This is a genomic window from Halopseudomonas laoshanensis, assembly GCF_008365385.1.
In the GTDB taxonomy this organism is placed as follows: Bacteria; Pseudomonadota; Gammaproteobacteria; order Pseudomonadales; family Pseudomonadaceae; genus Halopseudomonas; species Halopseudomonas laoshanensis.
The window spans coordinates 427,571-440,274 of sequence record NZ_QOVF01000001.1; the positions used below are offsets into that span (position 1 = coordinate 427,571).

Below are 12,704 nucleotides of genomic sequence, written 5' to 3' on the forward strand. Positions count from 1 at the left end.
CGATATTCTCCAGTGAATCAGTGTCAGGCTGCTACAGGATTGGCTACGTGCGATTTTTCAAACTGCGGTGCCCGGCCTAATGTCAAAAGCATCAGAGGCCCTATAACCGAACAGGCCAGACAGTAAATGAGCATCAAGTTATAAGATCCGGTCTGGCTAAGAAACGCTGCAAACAGCAAGGGCGCTGCAGCCGACGTGGCGGTCAAAAGGCCAATGTGAAAGCCAAACAGACGGCCATATTCCTTCAGTCCAAAATATCTGGCGATAAGAAAGGCGGCGATATCAAGTTCAGCACCGGCCCCAAAACCAATTGAAATAGCAGCCAGCAATAGCAGAGTAAAGTCCGTGGTACCGCTTAGCAAAATGATGCAGCCGAATGCAGGCATGGCCAGGCTCAAGGCAGAAATGCCTGGGGGCCAGACCCTGTCCAGCAGATACCCTACCAATACTCTGCCGAATACCAGCGACAGACCAAAGCCACTGAATATAAGGCCAGCTTCCTCAGCGGAGAGGCCCAAGTCACGCAGGATTGGCACAGTGTTGGTAACCATGCCGATAACCACTGAAATGACCAGTGCCAGCGCGATATTGCAGATCCAGAACTTTTTCGAGGTGAAACCTTCTTTGAAGGTCATGCCGGTAATGCTGCGTTGAGCCGCCAGCTTGTCTGCTTCACTCTCGTGAGCCTTTGGCTGGGGCACTGAAAACCAACAGAGTGTCAGCGGCAACAGCAGCAGCAGATTGATCAGCGCGAGAATAATAAACGCCGCGCGCCAATCCCAAGTACTGATGCCCCAGGAGAGCAGGGGGGGAATCGTCGCTGCCGCCAACCCGGTGCCGGATAATCCGATAGCGAGCGCCAAGCCCCGGTTTTTTTCAAACCACATATTAAGCAACTGCGTCCAACTGACTGCTAGGCAGCCGATACTCAGAATAGGGATAAGCACAAACACCAGATAAAGGGTCCAGATAGACCCACCAATCTGAGTAGCGGCGAGATAGCCCAGCACCGTCAGCGACATTGAGACGCTGGTGACCTTCTTCAGGCCATAACGCAGGTTAAGCCAACCGACGACCTGCAACGCAATTACGGCGCCGACGAACAGGAAAGTAATCGCTATCTGCAATGCACTCCGGCTCCAGCCGAAAGTTTCCTCAAGCGGAACCACGAGCGTCCCAAAACCATAGAGCAGCGATGAGTTGATGCTGATGCCGATGCCAAGCATCGCCAGAATCAATATCCGCCAACTGGTGCGAAATTCACTTGTATCAATGGCAGCGCTGTTGCCGGAAGTGTTCATGTTTGCCGTCCTTCATTGTTTTTATGTCCCAGTTGGAGTGCTGTAGCCGCGCCTATGCGAGGAGCGTTTTTCACATAGCTTCCAATTTCTGGATATAGAACTATATACTGACATCAGAATATTGCATGAGCGTGATGATGTCCATACCGATTATCCGCTTCATGCCTACAACAAAAATAGTGATAAGGAATGCTCAATGCTATTGCTCAGCCGCCTGTCCATGGGCGTAAAACTGATTCTTGCCCCAGCTCTGATTGTGTTACTACTTGTTGCGATTTCTGCGGTTGCGTACGACGGGCTTAACCGTCAACAACGAGTTTTACAGCAAATTGAACAAGTGCGTTTCAGTCAGTATCAACTTGCCCTGGATATTTCTGCGGCGTCTCAGGCGGCGATGGTCGGTTCGTACGCGGCAGTGGTGCAGTTGATTCAGGCACAGGGCAACGTCTCGCAGGAAGAAATGCAGTTCTATGTCGAAGATATGCAGGCCAGCGTATCTGATATGCGCACGAGCATTCGTCTTGGTCTCGAGGGTACGGCAGCGTTAAGCGAAGAGGAGCATGCTTCATTCACCACCCTCAGCGAACAGTCGGAGGCGTTTGCCGTAGGCGTCGGTGAGCTGGCGGAGGCAGTCCTGGAAAACCCCTATCAAGCTCCTTCGCAGCTGGGTTACGTGCGTGCAGACTACAACCGCATGTTGGGTTTGTTGAATATTTTCATGGAGGACCAAAAGGCGCTCTCCAGCCTGTCCTTCAATGATGCGAACGAAACGGCTAACGCGGTGACACGAGCTTTGGTTATTGCAGTAGTGACTGCGATGGCAATAGCGCTGTTGGTCGGTTTGCTAATGCGTCATCAAGTGCTGAAATCCATTCGCGGCATTGAGCGCGCCGCAGTCAAATTGCGTGATGGTGATTTAACCCATCGTGTTGCGGTGATAGGCAAGGATGAGATTGCACAGACGGCCATTGCTTTCAATGCGCTAATAGACAGCTTGCAGTCCGCCGTCCGGCAGGTGACACGTGTTGCTGGCTCGGTGGGTACGTCTGCTGATGAGTTGGTTGCAACATCTAATCAGGTGGCGCAAGGGGCTAACGAGCAAGCCAGTGCCGCCACGCAAACGTCATCTACCGTTGAGCAGATGAGCATTGGGCTGGCGTCAATTTCATCACATGCGGCCAGCCTGCATACCTCGGCACAGAATAGTCTGCGTGGTGCTGAAGCAGGTCGTGCAGCCCTGAGCCGTTTGCTGGACGAAATCGAGCGGGTGCGTCGAGCCTTTGCTGCAATTACCTTGTCAGTCGGTGATTTTGTTTCCAGTACCACCGCGATCACCGATAGCATCAATCGGGTCAAGGAGTTGTCTGCGCAAACCAACCTGTTGGCACTGAACGCAGCGATAGAGGCGGCGCGCGCGGGTGAGAGCGGCAGAGGCTTCAGCGTTGTAGCTGACGAGGTACGAAACCTGGCTCAACGCTCGGCAGTGGCAGCCAATGCGATCAATGAACTGACTGACGCGTTGGAAAGTCAGTCAGGCAATGTTCAGAGGGTACTGGATGAGGGGGCTGCCGCGCTGGACAGTAGTCAGGCTCATTTGGATTCGTTGGAGAGCGTGCTGTTGGAGGCTTCCAGCTTGGTGGGTGCCTCAACTCTGGGCGTAAGCGAAATCGCCTCAGCGGTGCAGGTGCAGAATGAGGGTGGAAAGGAAATCAGTTTCGGTATTGAGCGAATTGCAAAAATGGCCGAAGCAGGAGACCTGATCTCCCACCAGGTTACCGCCGCGGTGGCTTCTTTGAAGGAACTGGCTGAAGAGCTGGAGTTGTCCGTCGGACACTTTCGCACTTGAATGATCTGCACAACCATAAGGACAATTCTCATGTCGCTGCGCCAGTTGCTCTTTGTTTCAGTTTTCTGTCTGGTAGTTACTTCCCCTGTTCAGGCTGATCAGGGCATCAATGATAGGTTGCTGATCCACGAGATGCGCTCACTGGCTTCCTCGATATGTGCCAACGTGCTGGTATTTTATAACCAGAATGGCAGTCCCTTTGTCGAGCAGAATCGGCAAAGCTATCAGCAGAGTCTGGTAAAGCTGGAGGGGCTCTCCTCCCAGCTCAACCGTCCGATAATTACCGAGCATGTGCGCACGTTGGTTGCCAGCGTTGACGATACCTCAGAGCTCCCCCAGTCGGGGGCAGCGTTAAGGGCCACTGCGCCCGGATTTACTCTTTGGTTGTTGCCCGTTGTCGAATCGCACTATCAGTTGCAGTCTGATCTGGATGCGCTATATAAAGCCACCGAACCTAATGCGGACGGAAAAGCTGACGTAGGGTTACATACCCTCAGTCAGCGCCTGAGCGAGCTTATGGTCGGCTATCAGGTGGCTGCGTTCAGTCGACTGGGTGCAGAACAGTGGGTGATGACGGAGGAGGCAGTGATTGAACACGATCAAGAGGTTTTGGCGTTGTTTGAGCGTCTCACCGTAGACCATCTAGATATATCGCCAGCCGTTGAACGCTCCCATAGATACTACACCTTCACCAGGCCGCTGTTATTGAACCAGACAGGCAACTGGGCTCCGAATGCAGTGGAGCGTTTTCTTGCTCTTGCGTTGGGTGAGCTGAATCACTTGTCTGTCGAGTAGGAGGCCAGTCTATTGCCGCGCAGGTTGATTGGCCGGCCATACGCCATTGTTTAACAGCGCATCAAAAGCCGTGCTCATCTCTGCGGCGTTGTGCGGGTAGTCATGTCGAACCCACCAGAGCCAGAGCCCCAGCAGAGCTCCGACAAAGCAGCGTACGGTGGCTTCGCGGCTTAACTCTTCTGCAATGCCAATCTGATAGCGGCAATAGTGTTCGCGCACCTGAACAATCAATATATTTTCCAGGTGAGCCAGGATGATTGCTTGGGAAGGACTGTTGAAAAAAGCAGTAGTCAGTGACGCATGTTGCTCCGTGGCTGTAAATAACCAGTTAGCGACATCCAGGACCGCAACGGGTGCTCCCGACACCATGACTGTGCGAGTTGTTGGAAGGCCGATGCTTTCGTAGCCAGCCACTAGCAGATCTTCCTTGTCACGAAAGTGCGCGTAGAACGTGGACCGAGCTATCCCAGCGGTATCCAGCAGTTCCTGAACCGTAATATCGCGAAAGTCCTTTTCCAGTGCGAGCCTGTACATAGTGCCGAGCAGCCGGTCGCGAGTGTGCTGGATTCTGAGTTTGTGGCGATCCTCCGGCGCATTCGGCGGGTCACCATTGGGGCGGTCTGGATGGCGCTTGCTCATACCTTTTTCCACGGGAACGATGAATTGTTATGCCCGTGAGACTGCCACAGCCGGTTTGGCCTGGGCAAGATAAAGCCTGATTGGCATTCTCTGGTGTACACCGAACGGATATCAAATTCTGTCCGTTGTAGCTCGGTTGCGTGCAGACCTACACTCCCAGCTTCAGCAAAAGAACAACGGATAAAAACAATGAATACCGACCATATTGCCGCTAACCATGGAACGGGCTGCAGGGTGCCTGCGTTTGTTCCCGCCGCCCAGATATCACAGCCCGATTTTTGGACTGATAAAGCACGGGAACAGTGATCATGAATGAAAGCTACGACTACATCATTGTTGGAGCGGGTTCGGCCGGCTGCGTGATGGCGAACCGACTCTCGGCCAACCCTAGTATTTCGGTACTGCTGATCGAAAGCGGTCCGGAGCACACCAGCCTTTTAATCGCGATGCCGCGAGGCATAGGCAAGTTGTTGATGCCGGGCAACCCGCACGTTTGGGATTATCAGGCGTCGCGGGGAGAAGGCATGGCCACGGAGCTGTGGCTCAAGGGTAAGGCTATTGGCGGTTCCAGCTCGGTGAATGGGATGGTTTACGTGCGTGGCGCACCTGCCGATTATGACGCCTGGGAGGCGCAGGGATGTACCGGTTGGGGTTGGCGGGATATGGGCCGACAGTTTGTCGCGATGGAAGATCACCAGCTTGGCAGCTCCGAGTGGCGGGGTGTGGGCGGACCACTGAAGGTAACTGTGCACCCCTCGGGCGATGAGTTGTGCGATGCGATTATCGACGCTGCCGCCCACATCGGTACGGCGACCGTTGCGGATACCAATCATGTGGACTCGGTGACGCAAGGCGGGTTCGGCTATCAGCCGCAAACTACCTGGAAGGGGCAACGCTTCAGCGCGGCGAAGGCGTTTCTTGATCCAGTGCGTGCAAGGCCCAATCTGACGGTGCTGACGGGCACCCATGTACAACGCATACATTTTGAGGGACGCCGTGCCGTCGCGGTGCAGGTGCAAGAGAAAGACGGCGAGCGCCGCATCCGCTGCCAGCGTGAAGTGCTGTTATGCGCTGGCGCTATCGAGTCTCCAAAGCTATTGCAGCTATCTGGCATAGGGCCTGCTCAGCTACTGCATTCTCTGGGCATTCCGCTCATTGAAGATGCGCCGGATGTCGGACGTAATCTGCGTGAGCATGTTTATATCGCCGCGCAGTTCCGAGTCACCCGGGGCAGCTTCAACCATTGCTTCGCCGGACTGGGGCTGGCTCGCTCGGTGCTAAGTTATTTTCTGCGCAAGAAAGGCCCCATGACCCACGCTGCCCATGAAGCAGGCGGCTTCGTAAAAACCCGGCCTGGGCTGGAGCGCCCCGATGCGCAGATCGGGGTAAGCCTGTTTTCAATGGATGGCGACGGCAAGACCGTGGCTATTGATAAACAGCCGGGGATCACCCTCGGCGGGTACTTCATGCACCCGCAAAGCCAGGGTGAGTTACGCATTGAGTCGGCCGACCCGGCGGTGCCGCCAAGAATCCTCGCCAATTACCTCAGTGCCGAAGCGGACCAGACGGCGGCAATATCGCTGCTGAAGTGGATCCGCAAGCTCGCGGCGCAACCGTCGCTCAAGCCTTTCCTGGTTGAAGAACTGACTCCCGGCCCGCAGGTGCAAAGTGACGAAGAAATGCTTGCTGCCTTTCGCCGCTTTGGTCAGACCGCCTATCACGTAGCCGGAACCTGCCGCATGGGCAGTGACGAGCACGCCGTGCTGGATCCTGAGCTCAAAGTGCGCGGGGTTGAAGGTTTGCGCGTGATTGATACATCGGTCATGCCCACGCTGGTATCAGGCAACACCAACGCGCCGGCCATGGCCATCGCCATGCGCGCGGCAGAAATCATCGCTGGTGCGAATCAGCCAGGAGCGAACGCAGCATGATTATTCCTTTTACCCACCTGAACAAACTCTACATAAACGGCCGCTGGGAAGAGGTTAGTGAAGGCGCTGAAGCGATCATTAACCCAGCCACCGAAGAGGTGATTGGCCATGCGCCGGTGGGTGGCGTGGCCGCTGCCGAGGCGGCAATTGCTGCCGCCCGCGAGGCGTTTGATCAGGGCCCGTGGCCCTGGCTGAGCATGGCCGAGCGGGCGGATTACATGCGGCGTATGCACGCTGCACTGGTAAGTCGGCGGGAACAGATTGCTGCGCTTATCGTGGCAGAGGTCGGCTGTTCGCAAATGGTCACTCAGGCCATGCAAGTGGATATGCCGCTGGGGCATGTTCTGAAGGCCATCGACCGATCCCTGGTGACCGAAGCCCGGCAGATTCCGGTCGAAGCAGTACCCAATCCGATGAACCCCGGCGGGCCAATGATCCTGGGAAGCGGCAGCATCGAACGCGAACCCGTGGGCGTGGTGTCGGGTATCACTGGCTACAACTTTCCCTTCCTGCTGAACCTGGCCAAGGTCTTTCCGGCGCTGCTGGCAGGCAACACCCTGGTGCTCAAGCCGTCACCCTTTACGCCGTACTCGGCCTTGCTGTTCGGCGAGATTGCCGAGGAAATCGGTTTGCCCAAAGGCGTATTGAATATCGTCACCGGTGGTGTCGAGGTGGGCAGCCTGCTGAGCAGTGATCCGCGGGTGGACCTGGTCTCGTTTACCGGCTCGGAGGCGGTCGGCATCAGCATCATGACCCAGGCAGCTGCCACCTTGAAGCGGGTACACCTGGAGCTGGGCGGCAAGTCTGCGCTGATCGTGCGCGCCGATGCCGACATTCAGGCGGCCGCCATGGGCGCCGTTGCCGGACTGATGATCAATGCCGGGCAAGGTTGTGCGCTACTGACGCGTTTCGTAGTGCACAACTCGGTCCGCGAGCAGTTTGTGCAGTACGCAAAAGCCACTGCCGGTCAATTCAAGGTGGGGGATCCGTCGGATCCGAGCGTGATGATGGGGCCGCTCATTCGCGAATCGCAGCGGGCCAAAGTCGAAGGCTTGATCGCCAGCGGACTTGAGCAAGGCGCCAAGCTGGTATGCGGTGGCGGTCGTCCGGCCGGCCAGGAGAAGGGTTTTTTTGTCGACATCACTCTGTTTGATGACGTCACCAATGACATGACCATCGCCCAGGAAGAGGTCTTTGGTCCGGTTGGGGTAGTGATCGGTTTCGACACCGACGAAGAGGCTATCGCCATTGCCAATGATTCACGCTTTGGGCTCAACGGCGGCGTAATGACCGCCGATGCTGCCGTTGCGTACAAGATGGCCAAACGTATCCGTGCCGGCAGTGTTTACCTCAACGGGGGTGGCGGAACCATGCCCTACGCGCCTATTGGCGGCTTCAAGCGCTCGGGTATAGGTCGTGAGTTCGGACCTGATTGGCTCAATGAATTCACCGAAGAAAAGTCCATTATCTATCCCATCGGGCGCTGAACACTTGACGAGCCCTGGCGCGGCGAGAGTCGACCGACCGAGTCAGGGCAGGCTGTGTACATACAAACAATAAATACAACAAAGTTCGTAGGAGACACCATGCATAAAGCATTCGGCGCAGGTCTGCTCGCTGCCACCCTGGCTTTGGTTGGCTGCAACAATGACGACAACAGTGACAGCAAGGACGACGATCTTCGCGCGGAAGTGCCGCGTATCGAAGCCGCTGCCGGCGGTGCGGGGGAGGCGGCCCTGGCCGCAGACCTGCAGTTTGCGATGGACAGTGTCGGCTACAGTGAAAAGGAATTCATCCTTTCTGGGACTGCTGTTTCTTACCTGCCAAAGGGCGGGCAGTCGCTCGGTACGGATGGGCAGTGGGACGTCGAAGAGAATGACAGCGCCGCTTACGTCACGCGGGCGGTTGTCTACCAGCCACTGGATGCCGAAGCGTTCAATGGCACTGTTATCATCGAATGGATGAACGTCACCAGCGGGAGCGATTCCAGCCCGGTCTGGACCTATACGCACAACGAATTGATTCGCGAAGGTTATGCACTGATCAGCCTGTCCGCGCAGGCAGCCGGGGTGGCCCGCACCAAAGCCATGGATTCCGAGCGATATGCCAGTCTGCTGCACCCCGGGGATAACTATTCCTACGACATCTTCTCGCAAGCTGGGCAGGCTGTGCGGGATCATGCTGATGTTCTGCTAAATGGGCTGCGACCCAAGCGGGTGCTGGCGGCAGGGGAGTCGCAATCAGCCTACCGGCTGGTCTCCTATGCCAACGCTGTCCACCCGTTGGTGACTGTCTATGATGGCTACCTGCTGCAAAGCCGCCTAGCCAATGCCGCGCCGCTGGCCACAGCCGATGACGTCTCCGGTTCGACAGAAATTCGCTTAGACCTGGGCGTACCGGTCCTGATGTTCCAGACTGAAACTGATGTCAACGAGGCGACGCGCCAGGCCGATACCTCAACCTACCGGCTCTGGGAAGTCGCCGGAACGGCGCACTTTGACGTGTACGGTGGCGGCATTGGATTGATCGACATGGGCGATGGAGAGGGCGCGTTACTTGCGCTAGAGGCACTATTGGAACCGCCGAGCACGGTGTTCGGCTTCATCAACTGCGACAAACCAATCAATGCCGGTCCGATGAGTTTCGTGCTCAGCGCTGCGGTGCATGCACTCAATGAATGGATCACAACCGGTACGCCACCGGCCTCGGCAGAGACCTTACAAGCTATCGACTTCACGCCCTACAGCCCTGGCTATGCGCGCGATGCACAGGGCAATGCCCTCGGTGGCATCCGCACGCCTTTTGTTGATGTGCCGCTAGCGATGTTGAGCGGCACAGGCAACAGCGGCGGCGAGGGCTTTTGCCGGCTATTCGGAACTACCGAGCCGCTCAGCGCGGATGAGCTGGACACCTTGTATCCGACGCAGCAGGCCTTCGTCACGGCGTGGACGGCGGCTACCGAGGCGGCGGTGGAAAGGGGCTATATTCGTCCCGTGGATGGGCAAGCGCTTATTGATGCCGCGGGCCGAGTGCAGGTGTTACCTTGAGTTAAATTGAACATAAATTGTATTTATGTTTTTATAAAAAATTCTCTTATAAATCAGCATGAAGCATGATTTAGCTTTTGATTTTAAACGAATTATTTAGTTATTTTGCTCAAGCGAAACGTTGTCATCACAACGTAAATTGGAAAATTGCGACGTTTAGCCAACTAAAAATTTACAAAAATGAATTTATTGTTCATTATCGTCTTGTGGCTGAGCCTGACAAAGAGGATAAGAGTATGAGTTCAGATAACATCATTTATCGTGCCGTAGCCGATCGCAGCCGCTGCTGTGGTTATGGCTTATGCGCTTCAATCTGTCCAGAGGTTTACAAGCTCGACGCTGAAGGCCTGGTTTACTTTGACGATGACAAAGTAACTCCAGAGCTGGAAGAGACCGCGCGCGAAGGGGCTGAAGCTTGCCCTGCCGAGGCCATCTGGCTGGAAAAAATCGAAGCTTGAGCGTCGTATTTGCCAGCAGATAATCAAACAGATGGTCGAGGTAGATTGTTATGGAACGTTTGGAAGGCAAAGTTGCGCTCATCACCGGTACCGGTGGCGGGCAGGGTAGGGTTGCAGCGCTGCGGTTTGCTCGTGAGGGCGCGACTGTAGTCGGTTGCGATACCAACGAAGACGAAAACAAGATTACCGCGGATCTGATGGCGCAGGAGGGGTATATCCTTCATGGCTATGCCCCGGTCGATCTGGGTGACCATGAACAGGCGAAAGCCTGGGTCGAGTCTGCCGTAGCCGAGCATGGCCGGATTGATGTTCTGTATAACAACGCATCTGCCGCACGCTTTGCGCCGGTACAGGATATGACCATCGAAGACTGGCACTTCACTATTCGCAACGAAGTGGACCTGATCTTCTACACCACCAAATACGCTTGGAATCATCTGGCTGAACGCAAGGGGGTGATTCTGAATGTGTCGTCCACCGCTGCCTGGGGTGGCTCCAAAGTAGCCGGTATCTCGGCGCATTCGGCTGCCAAGGGGGCCGTGGTTTCCTTTACCCGCCAACTCGCCGTCGAAGGTGCGTCTGCGGGTATTCGTGCGATCAGCATCAGTCCTGGTTTTGTCGCCACGCCGGGTACCGCCGCGTTCATGGAAAACCCGGTAGCGCGCGCCGCGCTGCTAGACGGCGTGCTGATGGACAGGCCCGGACAGCCCGAAGAGGTTGTCTCGCTGGCCGTTTACCTGGCATCCGATGAGGCGTCCTTCATCACCGGATCGGATATCGTCATTGATGGTGGATTGCTGGCTATATAAGCCATCCGCCGGCGTCTGATAGAACGAGGAGAAGCAGATGGATATTATTGGACTGGGTTACATGGGCTTTGAAGCCACTGACCTCGAAGCCTGGCGCGATTATGGCCCGTCGGTAATGGGTTTTGCGATAGGCAAGAATCCGGAAAGCGATCCGGATTCGCTGTATTTCCGTATCGATGATCGCCGCCACCGTTTTGCTTTCCACCCTGGCAAGGTTGATCGGCTGGCCTACCTCGGTTGGGAAGCCAAAGGACGGATGCAATTCAAGGCAGCCTGCCAGACGTTTACCGATGCTGGCGTGGAGTTTAGCGTTGGAGACGCAGATCTGTGCGAGAAGCGCGGCGTCAAGGAACTGATCCGCTTCTTTGACCCGGTCGGTTTTCGGCATGAGCTGTTCTATGGGCAAAAATGGCTTCCCGACTCATTTGTGCCTGGGCGCCGCCATGGCGGCTACCTGGCTGACAAAAGAGGTCTTGGCCATGTCGTGTTGATGACGCCCGAGTTTCCGCCGGAACTGGAGCATTTCCTTATCAATATCATGGGCTTTCACTGGTACGGTTCGGGCGCGGGCAAGGGCAAGACCGGCTTTTTCCGCTCCAAGCTGAATACCTCCACCAGCCATGATATTGCCTACGGACACGCTCCGGGCCGTATGGGGATTCAACACGTCGGCATGTTCGTCGGCAGCCTGCGCGATGTGGGCGAGACCTACGATATCGTCAAGAAGCGCGAACTGCAGATGATGATGACACTGGGGCAGCATTCCCAGGACCCGCATGTTTCGTTCTACCACTTCAATCCGTCAGGCTTCGCCTTTGAGTGCATCGCTGAAAGTGAACCATGGCATGACGATGGGTTCGAGCTGAATCCGGAGAAGATGAGCGTGTGGGGCCACGAATTGGTGGGCCCGATTCTGGGGCCGAGCGTGAAAACCCCGGAAGAGGTGCGCGATCCGGAATTTACCGCCAAGAAAGCCTAGCAATGCACTTGGCTCGGGTAGAAGACGCGGCGGGTGCGCGGTTCTGGGTTCTGTTGCATCTCGATACCGGGGCCAGCCAGCGCATCAACGCCCCGTTCTCTCAGTGGGCCGGCGAGGTCAATACCGGGAGTCTCTCGGCGCTTGATCTGTCGTCCACTATGCTCGAGCCGAATACGTTTCGTCTTGTGGCACCCATTGAGCCCGGCGCCCGGGTGTTCGGGGTCGGGCTCAATTATTTATCGCACCTGACTCGCCTGGGTAGTACCACGCCTGCTCATCCCCTCGCCTATATCAAACCCGATTCTGCCATCGTTGATCCCTACGGTATGATTTCCTATCCAGCGATGACCTGCGAGCTGGACTATGAGATTGAGCTGGTGGCGGTGGTCGGCAAGCCGCTGGGCGACGCCGCTGCCGCTTCGGCCTGTTTAATGGGTTACACCGTCGGCAATGATATCAGCGCGCGGGATGCCGGCCGTGCACTGGGGCGGCTTGATCTGTTGACTCAGAAGGGCATGGATGGCACGACGCCGCTCGGGCCGTGGATTGCCACGCTTGATCAATGTGGCGGCGGCGGACAACCGCAGTTGGATATGTGCATGACCATCAATGGCGAAGTTCGGCAGCAGGACAATACTCGGGAAATGATTTTCGCAGTTGATGAACTGCTGAACTATCTGGATGCGCGTATCACGTTGCGCCCAGGGGATCTGGTTTTTACCGGATCGACCCACGGGGTTGGACTGGAAGACGGACGTTTCCTGCAGCCAGGAGACGTTCTGGAAGCACAGATTGAGGGCATCGGCATGCTGCGAAATGAAGTTGGCCCGCAACGTATTCTTGCCCCGGCAAGGCAATCTGGGCGGCTAGGTTATCCCGCTGTCTGACTCATCAACCCA

At 56.1% G+C, this 12,704-nt stretch carries 11 protein-coding genes; 9 read left to right on the forward strand and 2 right to left on the reverse strand.

Features of this window, described 5'->3' with window-relative positions:
- Positions 1-23: 23 nt before the first annotated feature.
- The gene (locus DT594_RS01995; RefSeq protein ID WP_096346459.1) at positions 24-1,301 is read right to left on the reverse strand and encodes an MFS transporter; all 1,278 of its coding nucleotides are present in this window, start codon (positions 1,299-1,301) and stop codon (positions 24-26) included.
- 196 nt (positions 1,302-1,497) lie between these two features.
- Here DT594_RS01995 and DT594_RS02000 point away from each other — a divergent pair, with 196 nt between their 5' ends.
- Both DT594_RS02000 and DT594_RS02005 read left to right on the forward strand, forming a co-directional pair.
- Entirely contained in the window at positions 1,498-3,147 is a 1,650-nt protein-coding gene (locus DT594_RS02000) for a methyl-accepting chemotaxis protein (protein WP_096346458.1), read from the forward strand.
- 30 nt (positions 3,148-3,177) lie between these two features.
- A complete protein-coding gene (locus tag DT594_RS02005; protein WP_149331144.1) occupies positions 3,178-3,942 on the forward strand; it encodes a hypothetical protein in 765 nt (254 codons plus the stop codon).
- Between the two features lie 9 nt (positions 3,943-3,951).
- Here the strand turns inward: DT594_RS02005 and DT594_RS02010 are convergent, their stop codons facing one another.
- On the reverse strand, positions 3,952-4,581 hold the full coding sequence (locus DT594_RS02010; protein ID WP_149331145.1) for a TetR/AcrR family transcriptional regulator: 630 nt from the start codon (positions 4,579-4,581) through the stop codon (positions 3,952-3,954).
- 308 nt (positions 4,582-4,889) lie between these two features.
- On the opposite strand from DT594_RS02010, the gene DT594_RS02015 reads away from it, so the two are divergent.
- From DT594_RS02015 to DT594_RS02045, 7 genes are all read left to right on the forward strand, one after another.
- Positions 4,890-6,512: a GMC family oxidoreductase gene (locus DT594_RS02015; RefSeq protein ID WP_178091371.1), complete on the forward strand. Its 1,623-nt coding sequence runs from the start codon at positions 4,890-4,892 to the stop codon at positions 6,510-6,512.
- Positions 6,509-7,999: an aldehyde dehydrogenase family protein gene (locus DT594_RS02020; RefSeq protein WP_149331146.1), complete on the forward strand. Its 1,491-nt coding sequence runs from the start codon at positions 6,509-6,511 to the stop codon at positions 7,997-7,999. Before DT594_RS02015 ends, DT594_RS02020 begins: the two co-directional genes overlap by 4 nt.
- A 99-nt stretch (positions 8,000-8,098) precedes the next feature.
- Positions 8,099-9,559, forward strand: coding sequence for an alpha/beta hydrolase domain-containing protein (locus tag DT594_RS02025; RefSeq protein WP_218574459.1), 1,461 nt, complete (start codon positions 8,099-8,101; stop codon positions 9,557-9,559).
- Positions 9,560-9,795: 236 nt separating this feature from the next.
- Positions 9,796-10,017 (forward strand): ferredoxin, encoded by a 222-nt coding sequence (locus DT594_RS02030; RefSeq protein WP_096346452.1) that lies wholly within the window; start codon positions 9,796-9,798, stop codon positions 10,015-10,017.
- Between the two features lie 50 nt (positions 10,018-10,067).
- A complete protein-coding gene (locus DT594_RS02035; RefSeq protein WP_149331147.1) occupies positions 10,068-10,826 on the forward strand; it encodes an SDR family NAD(P)-dependent oxidoreductase in 759 nt (252 codons plus the stop codon).
- A 37-nt stretch (positions 10,827-10,863) separates the two neighbouring features.
- The gene (locus tag DT594_RS02040) at positions 10,864-11,805 is read left to right on the forward strand and encodes a VOC family protein (RefSeq protein WP_149331148.1); all 942 of its coding nucleotides are present in this window, start codon (positions 10,864-10,866) and stop codon (positions 11,803-11,805) included.
- A gap of 2 nt (positions 11,806-11,807) precedes the next feature.
- Entirely contained in the window at positions 11,808-12,692 is an 885-nt protein-coding gene (locus tag DT594_RS02045) for a fumarylacetoacetate hydrolase family protein (RefSeq protein ID WP_149331149.1), read from the forward strand.
- Positions 12,693-12,704: the final 12 nt, after the last annotated feature.